Source organism: Bacteroidota bacterium (assembly GCA_013360915.1).
GTDB lineage: Bacteria > Bacteroidota > JABWAT01 > JABWAT01 > JABWAT01 > JABWAT01.
Genome location: JABWAT010000007.1, coordinates 116,804 through 135,609 on the forward strand (window position 1 = coordinate 116,804; position 18,806 = coordinate 135,609).

General features: G+C 52.1%; 19 protein-coding genes. 3 read left to right on the forward strand and 16 right to left on the reverse strand.

Annotated features, from left to right (window positions below; all coding sequences use genetic code 11):
• Positions 1-114: 114 nt before the first annotated feature.
• Entirely contained in the window at positions 115-453 is a 339-nt protein-coding gene (locus HUU10_09880) for a helix-turn-helix transcriptional regulator (protein ID NUQ81906.1), read from the forward strand.
• Entirely contained in the window at positions 450-1,802 is a 1,353-nt protein-coding gene (locus HUU10_09885) for a hypothetical protein (protein ID NUQ81907.1), read from the forward strand. Before HUU10_09880 ends, HUU10_09885 begins: the two co-directional genes overlap by 4 nt.
• A 236-nt stretch (positions 1,803-2,038) precedes the next feature.
• On the opposite strand, the gene HUU10_09890 is transcribed toward HUU10_09885, so the two are convergent.
• From HUU10_09890 to HUU10_09925, 8 genes are all read right to left on the reverse strand, one after another.
• Positions 2,039-3,355 (reverse strand): adenosylhomocysteinase, encoded by a 1,317-nt coding sequence (locus HUU10_09890; protein ID NUQ81908.1) that lies wholly within the window; start codon positions 3,353-3,355, stop codon positions 2,039-2,041.
• A 286-nt stretch (positions 3,356-3,641) separates the two neighbouring features.
• Entirely contained in the window at positions 3,642-4,784 is a 1,143-nt protein-coding gene (locus HUU10_09895) for a methionine adenosyltransferase (GenBank protein NUQ81909.1), read from the reverse strand.
• 32 nt (positions 4,785-4,816) lie between these two features.
• A complete protein-coding gene (locus HUU10_09900; GenBank protein ID NUQ81910.1) occupies positions 4,817-5,794 on the reverse strand; it encodes an NTP transferase domain-containing protein in 978 nt (325 codons plus the stop codon).
• 44 nt (positions 5,795-5,838) lie between these two features.
• Positions 5,839-7,503 carry an aldehyde dehydrogenase family protein gene (locus HUU10_09905; protein ID NUQ81911.1) on the reverse strand — a complete coding sequence of 555 codons (1,665 nt, stop codon included), beginning with the start codon at positions 7,501-7,503 and terminating at the stop codon, positions 5,839-5,841.
• A 14-nt stretch (positions 7,504-7,517) separates the two neighbouring features.
• Positions 7,518-7,940, reverse strand: coding sequence for a DNA-binding protein (locus tag HUU10_09910; GenBank protein NUQ81912.1), 423 nt, complete (start codon positions 7,938-7,940; stop codon positions 7,518-7,520).
• A 62-nt stretch (positions 7,941-8,002) separates the two neighbouring features.
• Entirely contained in the window at positions 8,003-8,764 is a 762-nt protein-coding gene (locus HUU10_09915) for a TSUP family transporter (protein ID NUQ81913.1), read from the reverse strand.
• Between the two features lie 7 nt (positions 8,765-8,771).
• The gene (locus HUU10_09920) at positions 8,772-9,674 is read right to left on the reverse strand and encodes a hypothetical protein (GenBank protein ID NUQ81914.1); all 903 of its coding nucleotides are present in this window, start codon (positions 9,672-9,674) and stop codon (positions 8,772-8,774) included.
• A gap of 84 nt (positions 9,675-9,758) precedes the next feature.
• Positions 9,759-10,823, reverse strand: coding sequence for a deoxyhypusine synthase (locus tag HUU10_09925; GenBank protein ID NUQ81915.1), 1,065 nt, complete (start codon positions 10,821-10,823; stop codon positions 9,759-9,761).
• A 149-nt stretch (positions 10,824-10,972) separates the two neighbouring features.
• On the opposite strand from HUU10_09925, the gene HUU10_09930 reads away from it, so the two are divergent.
• Entirely contained in the window at positions 10,973-13,261 is a 2,289-nt protein-coding gene (locus tag HUU10_09930; GenBank protein NUQ81916.1) for a penicillin acylase family protein, read from the forward strand.
• Here the strand turns inward: HUU10_09930 and HUU10_09935 are convergent.
• The 8 genes from HUU10_09935 to HUU10_09970 form a co-directional block, all read right to left on the reverse strand.
• On the reverse strand, positions 13,244-15,031 hold the full coding sequence (locus HUU10_09935; GenBank protein ID NUQ81917.1) for a tetratricopeptide repeat-containing sensor histidine kinase: 1,788 nt from the start codon (positions 15,029-15,031) through the stop codon (positions 13,244-13,246). The two genes, HUU10_09930 and HUU10_09935, sit on opposite strands and share 18 nt — an antisense overlap.
• Before the next feature lie 84 nt (positions 15,032-15,115).
• Positions 15,116-15,472 carry a rhodanese-like domain-containing protein gene (locus HUU10_09940; GenBank protein ID NUQ81918.1) on the reverse strand — a complete coding sequence of 119 codons (357 nt, stop codon included), beginning with the start codon at positions 15,470-15,472 and terminating at the stop codon, positions 15,116-15,118.
• A gap of 13 nt (positions 15,473-15,485) precedes the next feature.
• Positions 15,486-15,647 carry a hypothetical protein gene (locus HUU10_09945; protein ID NUQ81919.1) on the reverse strand — a complete coding sequence of 54 codons (162 nt, stop codon included), beginning with the start codon at positions 15,645-15,647 and terminating at the stop codon, positions 15,486-15,488.
• Complete coding sequence (locus tag HUU10_09950; protein ID NUQ81920.1) at positions 15,644-15,889, reverse strand: zinc ribbon domain-containing protein; 246 nt, start codon at positions 15,887-15,889, stop codon at positions 15,644-15,646. The genes HUU10_09945 and HUU10_09950 overlap by 4 nt, the downstream gene beginning before the upstream one ends.
• Positions 15,890-15,911: 22 nt before the next feature.
• Entirely contained in the window at positions 15,912-16,304 is a 393-nt protein-coding gene (locus tag HUU10_09955) for a thioredoxin family protein (GenBank protein NUQ81921.1), read from the reverse strand.
• On the reverse strand, positions 16,301-16,645 hold the full coding sequence (gene trxA, locus HUU10_09960) for a thioredoxin (protein NUQ81922.1): 345 nt from the start codon (positions 16,643-16,645) through the stop codon (positions 16,301-16,303). The genes HUU10_09955 and trxA overlap by 4 nt, the downstream gene beginning before the upstream one ends.
• Before the next feature lie 133 nt (positions 16,646-16,778).
• On the reverse strand, positions 16,779-17,576 hold the full coding sequence (locus HUU10_09965; GenBank protein NUQ81923.1) for a sulfite exporter TauE/SafE family protein: 798 nt from the start codon (positions 17,574-17,576) through the stop codon (positions 16,779-16,781).
• 608 nt (positions 17,577-18,184) lie between these two features.
• The coding region (locus HUU10_09970) for a T9SS type A sorting domain-containing protein (GenBank protein ID NUQ81924.1) at positions 18,185-18,806 on the reverse strand (622 nt) is incomplete at its 5' end.

Genomic DNA, 18,806 nt, shown 5'->3' on the forward strand with positions numbered 1-18,806 from the left:
GGTAACGGACAGCCCCTTTTTTTTGCGTAGAACTCCACTTGTCAGGTAACCAGATGGCGCTCTTCTTGACATTAATACCTAATACTTCTATACTTACCACTGCTAGGTAATAAAATGAACCCATCAAAAGATTTAGTTGCTGCTTCTTCAATTCCGCTGGTTCTCTCCATTCTCACAAGGGGAGATTCATACGGTTATGAAATCATCCGCACGGTGGAAGAACTATCCGGAGGTCGATGGATGTGGTCAGAGGGAATGTTGTATCCCATTCTGCATAAACTTGAGGAAGCTGGCTGGATCAGTTCGTGGTGGCAACCGGTGGCAGGAAAGCGGAAAAGAAAATACTACCGCATCGAACCAGCCGGCCGGCAGGCACTGCTCGATCAGCGGTACCAGTGGTTGCAGGTTCATGGAATTTTGGAACAGACATGGCCAAAGGAGTCAGGGATATGAAACTCAATGATGAAATCCAATTGTGGCTTAGCCGGATTGCCGACAGAAGCAACCTCTCCCCGGAGGATATGGAAGAACTGGAAAGTCACCTGATGGATTCGATCGACCATTTGAAAGCATCAGGGTTGAGAGAAGATGAAGCCTTTTTGATTGCGGTCAGGCGTTTAGGAAGCGAAAACGAACTGATTTCGGAGTGGTCCGATTCGTTCGCAACAAAAATCTGGAAAAATCTGGGTAAACCAGATACCCCACCTGATCAGGATATCATCAAACGGGAAAATTACCTGACTGCGGCCATGTACCTCCTGATTGCATTGGCCTCCTTGTTGCCATCCTTCATTGGCGAGGGGATGAACGATCCCCGGTTGCTGTATCCTCTGAATGTGTCGATGATGGTGGTGCCTTTCATTGCATTGTTCTATTTAGGTCGGAATCAAATCAGAAAGCAATCATCGGTTCCCGGTTGGTGGATGGTGCTTCTGTTCATGTTGCTTCCCCTGATCGTCAATACCTATCCATTCAAACAGAATGGCCAAACCCTGATTCTGACCCTGATTCACATTCCGGTTGCTGTCTGGATGTTACTGGCGTTTTTCCGATCCGATTCGCTGCGCATGAGTGTGGAAAGCCGGCTTGATTTTATCCGGTTCAGCGGGGAAACACTGGTATATTCGGTTTTAGTGGGACTTTGCACGGTGGTACTGACTGCCTTTACCATTGGTCTGTTCAACCTGTTTTTCGATCACCTCGAAAAGTGGTTCGAATCCTGGGTGTTTCCCCTGATTCTGACGGGGACTTTGTTCACAGGTGTCCTGCTGGTCGAACGCAAGCGCTCTCTGGTGGAAAACTTTGCTCCTGTCCTGGCTCGTATTGTTGCGCCGGTTTTACTGGTGGTCCTGACCGTCTTTGCGCTGCTGGTGATTCCGAACATGTCTGACCTGCTCATCGACCGGGAGGTTCTGATTACCATGGATGCCATGCTGCTGGGCGTCATTTTGGTGACGGTTTATTCGGTGAGTACCCAATCTGATCTGACTCCCAACCGGTTTGACAATTGGGTCAATCTGTCCCTGGTTGCTGTTGCGATGGTCATCAACACCATTGCCATGGGTGCCATGGTCAGCCGGATTTCTGAATTTGGTTTGTCGCCAAATAAACTTACCGCTCTGGGTGCCAATATCCTTCTGGTCGGGAACCTGGTCATTCTTCTGGTTTACTTCACCAGACAAATCAGAGGCAAAGGGTCCGCTACTGCTTCGCTTTCGATGCAAAGCTGGTATCTGGTGGTCTATTTTCTCTGGATGCTCATCGTTGGGCTGGGTTTTCCGGTTTTTTTCGGATTTGAATAATACCCGCCGATCGCCTGTTCAGGAAGCCAACCAGACTTAAATCATTCTCAGAGAAACCCGGGTTTCAGAATTGCATGTATGGCGATTGCCGGATTCCCATTTACCAGATCGGTTGGTGGTTGGTATGAGACAGGCAGACATCCGGGAAGGGTTGGCCTGAAAACACAAACGCCCCTCGGTGAGGGGCGTTTGTAACCAAATGGCCGGAAAACCATCCGGCAGATGAGGAGAGATCCTTAATACCGGTAATAATCCGGTTTGAAGGGACCTTCAACCGGCACACCGATGTAATCGGCCTGATCTTTCGAGAGGGTTTCGAGTTCCACGCCGAGTTTTTCGAGGTGAAGACGGGCCACCATTTCATCGAGATGCTTGGGAAGGGTGTACACCTTGTTCTCGTACCGGTCTGAATGATTCCAGAGTTCGAGCTGAGCCAGGGTCTGGTTGGTGAAGGAGTTGCTCATCACGAAGGATGGGTGGCCGGTTGCACAGCCGAGATTCACCAGTCGACCTTCGGCCAGGACAATGATTTCGCGTCCGTCCTTAAACCGGTACAGATCCACCTGCGGTTTTACGGTAATTTTTTCCGCTCCGGATTTTTCATTCAACCAGGCCATGTCTATTTCAATATCAAAATGTCCGATGTTGCAAACAACAGCCTTATCCTTCATTTTCCTGAAGTGTTCAGGTTTTACAATGTCCTTGTTTCCGGTTGCAGTTACGATGATGTCTGCTTCGACCACGGCCTTATCCATGGTCTTCACTTCATAGCCTTCCATGGCGGCCTGAAGCGCACAGATCGGATCGATTTCGGTGACAATCACACGTACACCGGCACTGCTGAGCGAATCGGCAGAACCCTTACCCACGTCACCGAATCCGGCAACCACGGCTACTTTTCCTGCCAGCATCAGATCGGTGGCCCGGCGGATGGCATCGACGAGTGATTCACGGCAACCGTACTTGTTGTCAAACTTCGATTTGGTCACCGAGTCGTTCACGTTGATGGCCGGCATGGGGAGGGTACCATTTTTCATGCGCTCATACAAACGATGAACACCGGTGGTGGTTTCTTCTGAAAGACCTTTGATACCGGCGATCAGTTCGGGATACTTATCGAAGACCATGTTGGTAAGATCTCCGCCATCATCCAGAATCATGTTCAGAGGCTGTCCGTCAGGGAAGAACAGCGTTTGTTCGATGCACCAGTCGAATTCTTCTGCATTCATCCCTTTCCAGGCATAAACGGGAATACCGGCAGCAGCGATGGCAGCGGCAGCGTGGTCCTGTGTGGAAAAAATATTGCAGGAAGACCAGGTCACATCGGCACCCAATTCCTTCAGCGTTTCAATCAGAACGGCGGTCTGAATGGTCATGTGCAGACAGCCTGCAATGCGGGCACCTTTTAATGGCTTTTGCTGCCCGTATTTTTTCCGAAGTGCCATCAGTCCGGGCATTTCGGCTTCTGCCAGCCGGATTTCCTTCCGGCCCCAGTCGGCGAGACTCATGTCGGCGACTTTATAAGGCAGTTTTTTAACTTCAGTCGTAATCATTCTTGTTTCCTATGTGTTTTTTGTAAATCGAAAAGGTAGCAGGAGTCAGGCCCTTCGGTCCCAGTCATTGAGCGACCCCTCGACTCCGCTCAGGGACCAAGTCGAAATGCAGGGTCCGGGTGTCGGGAGATGGGTTTTTTCGATCACTGTTCTCTTGTTTTTCTTTTAACTTTTAACCCTTAACTCTTAACTGGAAAAACCCGGGCATTTCAAGAGCCTCAATGTCCGGGTTTTTCTAAATACCACTCGTCACTCGTCCTAACGGATTGTTGCCCGCAGAAAATTCCTACTTGATGGCCTTTTTAAGGTCGTCGGCCAGATTGGTCTTTTCCCAGGTGAACGAGTCATCCGTCCGGCCGAAGTGACCATAGGAGGCCGTTTTCAGATACCGTGGCTTGAGAAGATCGAGGCGGGTGATGATTCCCCGGGGAGTCATGTCGAACACCTCGTTGACTGCTGCCGCGATTTTTGAATCAGGAATCACCCCGGTTCCGAAAGTTTCCACAAGGATGGATACCGGCTGAGCCACACCGATGGCGTAGGCCACCTGAACCTGGCATTCCGCAGCCAGACCAGCTGCCACAACGGTTTTAGCAATCTGACGGGCTGCATACGCTGCACTGCGATCCACCTTGGAAGGATCCTTACCAGAGAAAGCACCGCCGCCATGGGCTGCACGTCCGCCGTAGGTATCCACAATGATCTTACGGCCGGTCAGACCAGAATCACCATGCGGACCCCCGATTTCGAAACGGCCGGTCGGATTGACGTGATAAATGGTTTTTTCATCGAGCAGGTCGGCCGGGAATACCTTTTTCACCACGTTTTCGATCACATCTTCACGGATCTGCTTCTGAGAAACATCCCCATCATGCTGGGTCGAAACCACCACGGTGTGAATCCGCTTGATCTTGCCGCGTTCGGCATATTCCACCGTCACCTGTGATTTTGAATCGGGACGCAGGTAATTCATCACCGCTTCATTTTTGCGGATGTGGGCCAGACGTTCAACCAGTTTATGGGCATAGAAAATCGGGGCTGGCATGAGCACATCGGTTTCATTGCTGGCATAACCGAACATCATTCCCTGATCACCGGCACCGCCGGTATCGACACCCATGGCAATGTCGGGTGACTGCTGATGGATGGCATTCAGAATCCCGCAGGAATCGGCTTCGAATTTGTATTCGGCCTGGGTATAACCAATGCGTTTAATGGTTTTCCGGACGACATCCTGAAAATCCACATAAGTTTTGGTGGTGACTTCACCGGCGATGACCACCAGACCGGTGGTTACGAGGGTTTCGACTGCAACCCGTGAAGTCGGGTCGCCTTTGAGCATTTCATCCAGGATTGCGTCAGAAATCTGGTCCGCAACTTTATCGGGATGGCCTTCCGAAACAGATTCGGATGTAAACAGGAAAGACATGAATCAATGATCTCCGTGATTTAGATGTTTGTTTATTTGAAATCGAGTTCGGTCATATCGCCCACATTGACCCGGCGGAATCGGCCTGCGATGTGTGCACCATTACCAACGATGGATTCCTCGAGCATCGAGGCATCTACCTTCGCTTCGGAACCGATAATGGAATTGCGAACAATGGAATTTTTAATGATGGCATTTTCCCCAATGGAGGCGTTGGGGCCCACCACCGAATTGGAAATTTTTGCGGATGGATGAATAAAGACCGGCGAATTGATCACCACCCCGGGCATCGAGACCTGCTGTGCTTTCATAGCCAGCAAAACCTGATTGGTGTGCAGCAGGGTTTCTGGCTTTCCGCAATCGTACCAGCCTTCCACGTTGAAGGTCGTGAATTTCTCGCCTTTTTCGATCATCCGCTGAAGGGCATCGGTGAGCTGATATTCATTTTTCGTGCGGATGTTGTTGTCAATGAGGTAATTCAGACTTTCCTTCAGGTGGGAGGGATTGGTGATATAGTACAATCCGACCATGGCCAGATGAGAAGTGGGATGTTCCGGTTTCTCGATCAGTTTTCTGATGAGCCCGTTTTCAACCTCGGCCACACCAAACCGGCGGGGATCCTCGACGTATTTCACGCCGAGCGATGACATTTTCTCACTGAATACCTTCTTAAGATCGACATCAAAAATGGTGTCTCCCAGAATGATAAAAATCGGTTCTGTGTCGGAAAACGTACGCTGAGCCACCCAGATGGAATGACCAAGACCAAGAAGCTCGGGCTGTTCGACGAAATCGATGGGGATTTTGTAGTTCTTACGCAGATAATTTTCGATCACATCACCCATGTAACCGATGATCACCGTTGCTTCGGTAATGCCATCATCGATCAGTTTGTCGAAAATATGGCCGATGATGGGTTTCCCGGCCACGCTGAGCATGACTTTGGGAAGGGTGTAGGTGTGTGGTCTCAGGCGGCTGCCCATGCCGGCAACCGGTATAATGGCTTTCATAGATCCCCGATGGTTTGATGGTGGTTAATGGTCATTCGGTCTGGTCAGGATTTCGAATATTTTTTGATCAGCTGATCGATGGCATCCGGGGTCAGAGAAGATCCCGTCTGAGTTGGCTCTTTTACAAGCCTGGTGGCAGGTTCGGCAGGGACTGGTCTGACTGCCGGAGCAGGGTCAGGTGTTGGTCTGACCGACGGATTGCCCGCCTTCTGGCGCAACCGTTCCTCGATGGTATCGATCCAGGAAGTGCCCGCAGGTTTCTCTGAATACGTTTTTGGAATATAGGGTTTTACCACCGGTTCCTTTTTGCCGGTTTTCGCTGGTTGTTCAGCCGGTGCTTTTCCAAGCCAGTCGGCATGAAAAGGACGGGTTTCAAAAGCCACCCGTTTGATGTTCAGTAAATGAATCGGAGTGATGTTATCGGCGGTGATGCTTCCGCCCCAGGTTCCGCAACCCAGCGTCAGGGCAGGAGCAAGGTTGGTGGTATATCCCACGGCACCCAGGGAAGAAACGGAATTCACCACAATCCGCATGGCGGGTTTCTTCAGGGCAAATTCGGTGATGACTTTCTCATCGCTTGCATGAAGCGACATGGTGTGACCAATTCCGCCAAACTGAAGAATCTCGATGCAACGTTTGCATCCTTCCTGCCATCCATTTACCGTGAACAGACTCAGGATGGGTGACAATGTTTCCATGGAAAGCGGATCCTGTTTCCCCACCGATTGAATTTCGGCTACCAGCACGCGGGTGTCGGCCGGAACGGTAATTCCGGCCAGTTGTGCAATCCGGGTGGCCGGCTGACCCACGATATCGGCATTGAGTTTGCCACCGGGAACGGCAAGGCGCTCCAGTTTTTTGGTATCCTCTGCAGATAAAAAGGCGGCTTTGTAGCGGGTAAGGGATTCGAGCACTTTGGCTTTCACCGGTTCATCCACAATAATAGAACGTTCGGTGCTGCACAGCGTTCCGTTATCGAAACAGCAGGAGGACACAATATCGCGCACAGCTTTATCCACATCGGCGGTACGGTCCACATAAGCAGGCACGTTACCTGACCCAACCCCATAAGCCGGTTTTCCGGTGGATTGGGCAGCCCGGACCATGGCACTCGAGCCGGTTGCCAGAATGACACTGGTGAGCTTGTGTTTCATGAGTTCGTCGGTTCCATCAATGGATACCTCGGTCATGCAATGGATCAGGCCTTTGGGGGCGCCGGCTTTCTCGGCGGCCTCCCGGACGACCCGGGCAGCCTCTGCGGTGCACTGAATGGCTCTTGGATGAGGCGACATCACAATACTGTTGCGCGATTTAACGGCAATAATGGCTTTATACATGGCTGTGGATGTCGGATTGGTGGTGGGAATCAGGGCTGCGATCACGCCCATGGGTTCGGCAATTTCCCACAGTGATCCATCGGGAGATTTGTGAATGACCCCGACGGTTTTCATGTCACGGATGTAGTCATAAATCACCCGTGAGCCGAACTTGTTTTTAAGGATTTTATCCTCGTACCGGCCCATGCCGGTATTGTCCACGGCTAAACGGGCGAGCCGTTCCGATTCACGCTCACCAGCTTCGGCCATGGCTTTGACAATCCGGTCGATCTGCTCCTGAGAAAATTCCTTTAATTCTGCCTGTGCCGTTGCAGCCGCCTGAAGAAAATCGCGAGCTTGCTGGATGGATCTGAGATCCGGACTGAGTTCCATGAGAGGGTTCCCGGTTATTCGGCCCAGGTGCTGAGGCCGGTTTGTGATTCAAACACCCGTTTCAGACTGCCATTTTCAAACACATCTATAAACACTTCCACCGAAAAGGCCTTGTTGCCCTTTACCAGACCGCCACCCATGACCTTGTGCTCCGGGTCGGCGATGGTGATTTTTCCGGTGACTTCGGTCAGTCCGCTTTTTTCTGAAATGTCGCCTGTCAGGTTAATCAGTTCCACTGGTTTATTCACCCGGAGCGTTGTCAGTTCCTTTTCGACCTGATGGAAGAAACCCATGGTGGCCGATTTGAGCATGCCCGACCCTTTGAACCGGGCGGCGGTAACCTGGTTTTCGTTGGCCCAGGCCAGTAGACTTTCCAGAATATCCTTGTCTGACCGGATGACCAGCCGGTAAACGCCGGCGATCTGCAATTGACTCAAGAGAGACCTGCTTTCTGTTTGGAAAAATGGTTGGTAAAGATAAGGCAGGTGGCGGCCCGCAATCAATTCTGCATCAGAAGGCGGATGACGAGGGCCAGCGAGACAATGACCACGAGGGGCCGGATGAGCTTTCCGCCGGTGCGGATGGCGGTTCCGGTTCCCATTTTTGAACCCAGAAACATGAAAAGCCCCATGCAGAGTCCAAGCAGAACCAGCACTTTACCGGCCAGAAAAAATCCCGAGAGGGCGCCCAGGTTCGATCCCCAGTTGACAAACTTTCCGTTGGCTGCTGCGTGCAGGTAGTCCATTTTAAAAAAATGCAGCATGACGAAAATGAGAAAGGACCCGGTTCCAGGACCCAGAAATCCGTCATAAAATCCGATGATCAGGGCGGAAAGCACCATGGCTGACCGGCTGAATACCAGCGTGCCGGTGTATTCTTCCTTATCCTTGTGAAACAGAAAGTAGCCGCCAATCACCACCAGCACGAGGGCAATCAGGGTGGTCATATCGACCGGGTCGATGTGAAGCACCACGAAACAGCCCGTGAAGGAGGCCACAAAGGCAACGGGGAACATCCAGCCTTTTATCTGAGGGTAAACCAGACCATGGCGCGAATAAACGATGGAAGCCGTCATGCTGCCGAAACTGGACTGAAGCTTGTTGGTGCCAAGAGCGTAGGGTGCCGGCAAACCGGCCAGCAGGAGGGCGGGAAGCGTCAACAAGCCCGATCCGCCTGCCATGGCATCAACGTAGCCTGCCACAAACGAGACCACACAGAGGAGAATCAGTATCTCGTTGGCGGGCAGGAAAAGGATATCCATTCAGGACTCAGGGGGTGACCCTGATGAGATTGCTGGTATCCACCCGGAAAAACTGTCCTTCTTCGTTCGAGATAGTCAGTGTCTGTGCATCGGTGAAACACAATCCTTCACACTGACCTGCAAATATGCCCAACCGGTAGGCTTGTCCGCTGAGCCATGAAGTGGATCCGGTTGTTCGTTCGAATACCCACACGGCCGAATAGGTGAGAACTGCAAGCCGTTTTCCGTCTTTGCTGATGTCGGCCGCTGTTACACGGTCGCCGATCGGGTATTCATCGAGAAATTCAAGAGCAACCGGCTCGTCTGTCTTTCCGGCTCCGACTTTATACAGACGGGTGTTGGTATCAGCCCGGTGTTTGGTGAGCAGATACAGCTGCCCATCCGTTTGAATCAGGGCTTCCGAATCAAAATTGTTTTTCGCTGGCGGAAAGTCGGTCTGATCGGGATAAAAAACATGAATGCGATTCAGTAACCGGAGTGGGGTGGCCCCTGCCGGATCGGGTGCGGAAATGTGGTACAGGGTAAGATCGCGTCGCTGATTCCAGTTGTTTCCCGTATCTGAAATCCAGATGGTGGAATCTGGCCCGGCTGCCAGATCTTCCCAATCGACATTGCGTGCGCCGGGAATGAACAGGCCATCGGCCGGAGAACCCGGCCAGCGACGGGCGACCGATCCGGTAATCTCGAGGGGAAATATCCGGGCCGAATCACCCGAATCATTCTGGACCCAGAATAAGCCCGACCGGTTCCCGGGAATCAATCCGGATTGTTCTTCGATCATCGGATCGTTGAGTTCGGCCACCGGTTTAAGACTGACGCGGGAATAACTCACCTGAGGATGTTGCTGGCAGCCGGAAATCAGGAACAAACCGAGTATCAGAGTGAGGTTGATTGCAGGAAGGTTTTTCATGGCTTGGTCAGGGTTGAAGAAAAATCCCCCGTCAGGATGGATTGGTGTGGTCCTGACGGGGTAAGGTGTTGAATGACAGGAAACTCAGGCTTCCTGATTTTCGGTAACCGGAATGACATAACTGTCGATCTTATCGTTAAACCGGTTTTCCTTCCGGTTTTTCCAGTTGCCACGGAAAACCATGTAATTGGCAATCAGCGGCAGTGTGGTGGTCAGTTCGCCAAAGACCATCTGTTCGTCAGCAATATCAACCTTGCCCCATGAGCAGGCTTCTTTCAGAGTTGATCCCGACAGGGCTCCGTCACGTTCATCAGCCACGGTGAGCTGAACGGCATATTTGTGCATGTCAGCTTCGAACCCAAGGACTTCGGCGCACACCACAATATCCTGAACGAAATTTTTAGGAACCCCGCCACCCATCATGAAAATACCGGTAGCCGGATTGATCAGCTTAATGACGGTCAGTTCACGGAAATCGCGGACGGAATCGATTGTAACCTGATGGTGCGGATGTTTCCATTGATGGGAAACCAGTCCGAAACCAGCCGAGCAGTCAGAAAAGGCCGGAACGAAAATCGGAATCCCCTTTTCATAGGCTGTCCGGACAATGGATCCGGTTCCCAGTTGGTTCTGTACCAGGTATTTTCCCATTTCCACAATGAACTGGCGGCTGGAATACACCCCTGGTTCGACGCTGTTGGCAATTTTTTCCATGGTATCGTCACAATACCGCAGGTCTTCCTCATCGATGAACGTGTCATAGATACGATCGATCATGAGTTCACGCAGCTCGTTATCATTGTTCAGAAACTGGGTGCCTTTATAGTGTGAAAAGCCGAGGGCTTCGAAAAAGTCCTGATCCACAATGTTGGCCCCGGTTGATACGATTGCATCGATCATGTTGCGTTCCATCAGATCGACAATGACTTTCCTGAGACCAGCAGACACCAGCGAGCCGGCTAGTGTCAAAATAATGGCACATTCTTTTTCATCCACCATCTTTTTGGTGATATGGGCCGCGTTGGCCAGATTGCGGGCCTGAAAAGCCATATGAGCCATCTGATCGACCATTGAAGACATATCGGTGGTCGTTACATCGATGTGCTGAACTTTTTCCCTGAGTAATTCTTTTTTTCTGTTTGATGACATGGTGGGTTCCTCCGCCGGATTGGTTTACCGAAAATAACCGGCAAAAATAAAATGCAAAAAAACGGGAACCAACTTCCGGGTCGGTGGATATGCAGACAACAAACAACCAGGGCCGATACTTCCGATATTTACAGAAAAAGGGAGGTAGTATGAAATGGGTCTGGCGGAGTCTCGGTGTGATTCTGTTGGTTGTGATTCTGGCAGGCGGAAGCCTGTACCTGATCATGTGGCAGACCGCCTCTGACCCACCGGCAGAAGGCCAGGTGGCCGGACTTTCGGGTGAGGTTACCATCCGTCTGGATGACGAAGGAATTCCCTTTATAACTGCGGATACCCGTGCTGATGCTTTCACCGCACTCGGTTACCTTCATGCTCATCACCGGATGTTCCAGATGGAATTGGTCAGAAGGCTGGTTGCCGGACGGCTGTCGGAGTGGTTTGGAGAACAGGCGGCCGGATTGGATGAACGCCAGCGAACCCTGGGTTTTTATCATATGGCCGCTCAGGACCTGAAGTCTCTTGATCCTGAAACCAGCCGGCTGCTCGAGGCCTATGTGGCCGGGATTAACCAGTGGATTGGCGAGCGGAAGTTCCATTCCCCGGAATTTATGGTCCTGATGACCCGCCCGGACCACTGGAAACCGGTTGACTGTCTGTCCATTCTGGTGTATCAGACCTGGTTCTCTCACAGTCTCATGGATGATGATCCTACCTGGCAGAAACTGGTTGAAATCCTGGGGCCGGATATCATTCCGTCCCTGACTCAACCACTCCCGTGGGAGAAAACCACCCTTGGTATGATCCAAACCCTGCCGGGACTGGCCGGTGTTCTGCCGGGCCCCATGACCAGGGCCTCGAATTCCTGGGTAACCAGTCCGGTTAAATCGGCATCGGGTGCCGCGATGCATGCCTCTGATCCGCATTTACCGGTAGCGTCGGTTCCCGGATTCTGGTATCTGGTCCGGATGGACACACGGGATGGCCTGTCGGTCACCGGAGTGACTGCACCTGGTCTGCCGCTGATTGCCATGGGGAAAAGCAAGGTGGCAGCGTGGAGTTTCACGGTCGCCAGTCTTGATATTCTCGATTATTACCGTTTCAGACAACCATCCGGTGATTCGCTTTCCATTCTCGGCCCTGATGGGGCGGAACCCCTGATACTCAGGACCGATTCGGTTCTGGTAAATGGAGAGGACCATCCCCGGCTTTTTACAGTCAGATCCACGCCTGTGGGACCGGTGTTGTCGCAGGATTCGCTGGGATTGATTGCCATCCGGTGGGCCGGTTTTGATTTTTCTCCTGCACAGATGATGAAACATGCGCTTTCTTTGCCGGATGTCACTGATTTTTCCTCCTTCCGGAAAGCCGTCACCGGATTTGGGGCTCTGGATGTGAACTGGATCTATTCCGACAGTGCAGGACACATTGGCTATCAGTTGGGCACACCGGTTCCGGTTCGGGAAAAATCTGTTCTGGCCTTCACTTTGCTTGATGGCGCCAATCGGGATCATCGTTGGAAAGGATACCTGAATCCGGAGGCCACACCTCATCAGCTGGATCCAGAAACCGGTTGGCTGGCGTCGTGCAACAACCGGATTGTCGGACCGGGTTACCCGCACGATCTGCCCGGGTATTACGATCCGTACCGGTATTTGAGGATCAGCCAATTGCTGGCGCAGGATACCGTCTTTACTTCCGGCGATTTTCACCGGTTTCAATCCGACTCCGTCTCCTCACGGGCGGTTCAGTGGAAATCGTTGCTTTCAGAAGGACTCCGACAGGCAGGAGAGCCGGTTTGGGCAGACCGGATAGATCAGTGGAACGGAACGGCCGGACGTGATTCACAGGAGGCGACTCTGTTTAACCAGTGGTGGGTGGAACTGAAACGGCAGTTGCTGGAGGATTCTCTGGGTGATGAATGGAAAGCAGGCAGGGAAGCCATCAATCAGTTGTTGTCACGGCCGGTGTCCGTTGTTACCGATGACAGCAGAACCCCGGAGGCAGAATCACTGAACGACCTGTCTGCAACGGCGGCAAAGAAAGTACTGGCTGGCGGACCGGTGCCTGTCTGGGGCTCGGTATCGTTGCTCGAAATCAACCACCCTTTGTCGGTGGTGCCGGGATTGGATGTATTTCTCGGACTGAACCGGGGGCCTTTTGCGCTGTCCGGTGATGGGTCCTCCCTGAATGCTTCCTTCAGTCATTTTGATGAAGAGCGGGGTGTGTTTCTTACCGATGCTGCTCCAAGCATGCGTTTTGTGCTCGACTGGTCAACGCCCGATTCCTTTTCAATTATCGGGAATCTGGGTCAGTCCGGGAATCCGTTCAGTGACTTATACGACAACTGGCTGGATAACTGGCTCTCAGGAAAAGGACATGTGGTGGGTGCATCGCCGGGTACGACGCGACTGGCGTTCCGGTTAGTGCCGGTCCGCTGAAGCGGGAAGGGTAATGGTAAAGGTCGTTCCCTTTCCGGCTTCTGACTCGATGGAAAAAGTACCGCCATTGGCCGAAATGAATTCACGGCAGAGGATCAGGCCCAATCCCACCCCTTTTTCGTTTTTGGTGCCGTAGGTACTCTGGACGACCTTACCGGTGAGGATTTTGTCGATGTCTTCCGGTTTCATTCCAATGCCTGTATCGCGGATGTACAGCCGCACTTCGCCTGGTAACACCGATCCTCCGGTTATGACCAATCCGCCATTGGGTGTGAATTTGATTGCATTGGTGATCAGGTTTCTGATAACCAGATTGACCATGGCCTGATCGGCACGGGCAAGCAGGCCCGGAGGAAACTGGTCCATCAGGATGATGCCTTTCTGCTGGGCAGCCGGCAGGGCCAGATGAACATTCTGCTGGACAAGGCCGGAAAGATCGATGACCTCGGGCGTGACGCTGAATCCTTTCATTTGCGAGCTGGCCCAATACAGCAGATTGTTCAGAAGGTCACTGGTTGCACGGGCCATGTTGTTGAGCTCGGTCATCAGTTCCTGGCGTTCTCCTGAACTGAGATCTTCTTCCTGAAGTAAAAGCAGCGCAGCCTGAAGCGAATTCACGGGCCCCCGCAGATCATGGGCAATGATGGAAAACAGCCGGTCTTTCACCTGATTGGTTGCATGGAGCTGTTCGGCCCGCTGTTTCAGTTCATCGCCTGAAATTGTCAGCTGGATACTGGTGTCGTAAAACTGCTGGCTGACTGTTTCCAGCTCGCGTTTTTGCTGTCTGAGCGTTTTCTCGGCTCTGGATTTTTCGCGGTAGGCGATCAGGAGGATGGTTCCTGCCAGAAAACCCAGGACCAGGATGATGCCCACAGACCAGTTATAAACCCGCTGCTGATCAAGTCTGGCGGTCAGAAGGTGATTTTCGGCTTCTTTCTGTTTGAGATCGTAGACAGCCCGAATCTGATTCAGCTGATTATCGAGTTGAAGATTGAAAAACTTCACCTGCAGGCTATGGTAGGTTCGTTGCCAGGCCAGGGCCGAGGCCAGATCGCCCAGTGCTTCATAGGCCAGGCTGATTTTAAATGCCGTATCTTTCTGATAGACCAGGATCCCAGCCGAATCGGCAATCTGAATACCCGAGAGGAGATAGTCCAAAGCTTCCCTGTGTCTGTTAAGGGCAGCAAGTGGTTCATACAGATTCAGAAAAATATTGGGAAGGTCGGTATGAAATCCGAGCTTATGGTACAGGTCAATGGCTTCCTCGTAAGATGCCACCGCCCCATCCCAGCGGCCGGTTTTATTCAGAAAAGCTCCCTTCAGAACCAGAAACCGGGACCGGTCCGACTCCGATCCCGATGTGCGGATAACCGATTCTGCATCACGGATAGCCATTTCCATAGAATCACGGGCACCCGGATGGTTTTTGTTCATCTTCTCGTAGTAAACAGCAGCTCTCAGGTTGTGAAAACGCGCAAGCAGGCTTTTATTTTTCAGTTGCCGGGTGGCTGGCAGGTTCTCATTGATGATCCGGATGGATTCGCCAAACGTTTCGGTTGCCCGGTAGATATCGGCAATCCGGTAGGAATAGGTCAGTTTTTTTTCAAGAAGACCAAGGCTGTCGGCCAGATCACGTGCTTCAAGGGTAGCTGACAGCGAGGCTGAATAATCAGCCTTCAGGTAGGAAGATTGGGCAACCTGTTCCAGGCTGTCAAATACCTGGGGTACAAATTGGAATGAAAGGATCAGCAGGGAAAAAAGCACGTGCATCAGCCAAAATTAAATGAAGGACCTGTGGAAAACACAGGCCCTCCCTATAAAATTCCCTGCTTTGTTAAATGAAGGGCGATCCGGTCAGCGGGGCCAGGCAATAATTCCGCCTGCCATGTTGACCGCATTGAACCCGGCAGAGGTCAGAAGGCGGGTGGCTGTGGCACTCCGGTTTCCAGACCGGCAATACACGATCAGTTTTTTTCCCTCGTACTTTTTCAGTTCATTTTTCCGCTGATCCAATTCATCCAGCGGGATGTGAATGGCTTTGCTGATATGAAACTGATCCCATTCCCCCCGGGTGCGCACATCAAGGAATACGACAGTGGTGTCGGTCTGAAGTGCATGAGCTTCCCTGGCAGAAATTGAATTTCCGGATCCCTGCTGGCGGTAAATCCAGAAGACTGCCAGTACAGCCAGGCCGATTAACAGATAAGACATAATTCCCATTTTTTTATTTTCCTGCAATGAAAAGTCCCAATAATCCGAAGTAGACCATGCTGATGGCCGGTTTGCATAAGATCGGGCAGGCACCGCCCGGCATGGCCCGGTTCACCCATTTAGAAATCAGCCAGCCTGCGCTGGCTCCCAGAAGACCGCCTATGGCAAGCGTCATGACAACCCGCAACTTCCTCCCCAGCATCCTCCGCCGGGAGTGGAACAGGAATTGTCGGGGGCAGCGGTGGAATAGCCGGACCCGCCCGGCCCCATTGATACCCCGGCAACTGAAAATTTCCGGGTCAGGTCGGTGCTTCCGCAATGATCACAGGTTGCCCCTTCACCAGCCGAGGACATCGTCCGGTGAAACACTTCAATTTCGGTGCTGCAATGATTGCAGTGATATTCATAGATTGGCATAACTTCTCCGTTTCAGTCAGATTCAGTTAAGTGATAATTGTTGAAAATACTGCTCCAGTTGTGACCGGTTTTTAGCGCCGGTTTCAAGGGACCGGATGGTTCCTTTTTCGACCAGAATGGTCGTGGGAACGCTCATGATTCCCAGTGAAAGCGGACCGGATGGGTCTTCATCCACCTGAATCTTCCGGATGGGTTTTCCGGCGGAAATGGCTTCATCCACCACGGGGGCCATCGTGCGGCAATGGGCACAGTTCCGGCCCCAGATGTACACCAGACCAGTGTAGGAGGTTCCCAGATTCCACCGCATGGCCAGATTACCGGGAATCGTTTTTCCTTTCTGCCGCCGGGCCACAAGGACCGGCAACAGAAAAACAACCAGCAGGCCGGCTGCCAGCAATCCGGCAATCCAGATCATGAAGGGGTAACCATGCTGGTATGTCTGGCCAGTGTGGCTCTGAGTGTGGTGGCATCCTGAACACCAACCAGATATTCAACCACTGTGTTCTTTTTGATTATCATCAATGTGGGAATGCTGCGGATCTGAAGATGGCCCGAAATAGCCGGATTTTCATCCACATTCACTTTGGCCACAATGGCCGAATCGCCGGTTGTCCGGGCCACTTCATCAATGATCGGACCCTGAATACGGCAGGGACCACACCAGTCGGCCCAGAAATCGATCAGAATGGGTTTATCGGGATTGTTGTTAATCACCTCTGCGATGGTGTCGTCAGTCAGTTGCTGAACTGCAGCCATAAAACATGCTCCTTATTTGTTACATCTGATGTCGGATGGGCAAAAAAGTGTCAGTTTATCGGTCGGCTTGCAGGAAACATCACTCAGTGAAGTCAATCATCCAAATACCGGGATTTCCGGAAAAGGCCGGACTTCAGATCCTGATCAGTTCAACCAGAATCATGGCCGATCCGGTGAGCAGAACAAAATAACCAAAGGCCTTTTTCAGATGCTGGCTGTTAAAATAAGGAACCAGCCGCTGTCCGATGGCCATTCCGGCAAGTGGAAGCAGGGAAAAAGTAGCCAGAAACATCCAGTCCACGGGCTGATGTCCCAGATCGCCGGTGAATCCGATCAACGATTTGATTGCAATGATCACAAGAGACGTTCCCACCGCTTCCGTCATGGAAAGTCCGGCTGCCAGCACCAGAACCGGGATGATCAGGAAGCCGCCACCCGCGCCAACCAAACCGGTTAACACACCAACAATCAATCCTTCCAGAGCAATCCATCCGTGCCGGATCCTTTGTGTTCCCGATGGTTCCTGATTGCCATTCCGGATCATGGAAACCGAGGCGGCCAGCATGAGCGCCGCGAATAAAATCAGGATAAACGAATCCTTGCCAACGACAACCGACCCGGATTGCCAGATGGGATCCGGAATGGAAGGAAGAAGCCAGGCCCTTGTGAGCCAGACGGCAAGAAGGGATGGGGCAGCGAAGAGGGCCACCAGGGGCAGGCGCACGGCTCCTTTACGGATGAGGGAAACCGATCCGGCCAGCGCCGTCAGACCAACCACGAAAAGAGAATAAGCCGTTGCCAGAACCGGCGGAATACCGAAGAGGTAAACCAACACTGGTACCGTGAGAATGGACCCTCCGGCTCCAATCAGTGCCAGTGTCATTCCAATCAGAATGGCGGCTACCCAGCCAGCCAGAATCAACCCATCCATGTGTTTCCTGAAAAGAGGTTGGACGCAAGGTCGGTCAGGAAGGTGTCAATTTAAAGCCAGCAGCCAGAATTCAGAATTCAGAATTCAGAATTCAGAATACAGAATACAGAATACAGCCCTTCGGTCCCGGTCATTGAGCGGCCCTTCGACTCCGCTCAGGGACCAAGTCGAAATGCAGGGACCAGAATTCAGACTTTCACCCTCTCCGCCGGAGAGGGAAGGGGTGAGGGTTTATTGATGGGTTTTGCTGGGAACAGATGACGATTTGGTTTCTATTTAGGTCATCGAAAAGCCTGCCCAAACGATAAAGCTGTAATTTCCACCCAGACTGTCATTCCGGCGGAAGCCGGAATCCAGTATTTAATTATGTAGTTAACGTCCTTTTTTTAAATGCAGAGATCCCGGATCAAGTCCGGGATGACACTGTTTGTGTGGGTTGTATTGTTCATCAATCACTGGTATTTTCTCGTCACTCGTCACTGAAAAAACCCTTGTCCCCTCGATACGATCCTCCTTTCAGTCGGATCACTCGGGGTCCGGTTTTTCCACCCTTTAAACGAAAAAGTCCGGCTGGTGGCCGGACTTTTTACGTTTTCCAAGGCTGCGTTTTACTTCAGCAACTGAAGTTTCCCGGTTTGTACCTCCCGGCCAATCTGCACCTGATACACATATACCCCACTTGCCAATGTGGATGCGTTAAATTGGAAGGCATACTCACCGGTATCATGCCACCCCGATGCCAGTACTGCCACTTCCTGTCCCAGCAGGTTAAAGACTCTGACCGAAAGGGTCTCCGGCCCGGCCAGCGTTACCCGGAACGTGGTGGCCGGATTGAACGGATTCGGATAAATGGAAACTGAATGTTTGAAGGTGATCTCGGTCTGACCCGACTCTCCATCCCGTCCCAGATGGAACTTGTTGCCGACCGGATCGACCACCCAGTAATCGTAACGGGCTGTGTTGGGGGTGAAGGTGATGCTTTCCCCGGTAGATGAGAGAGAAACCCGGCCCACATGCTTCAGATCGCTGGCCAGTTCTGCCGACGCCTCTCCTGCCCGGACGGCCAGTTGCCAGACACCCAGCGTATCGATCACCACCGAATCAAGTTCGGACGGATTGATGGAGAAGTAGTATTCCAGCGTATCATCCAGCGGACGGGCCACAATGCTGAAAGAATGACCGTCGGAGGCGTTGGAAATTTTCTCGATGCCGATTCCCTGTCCCCACTCG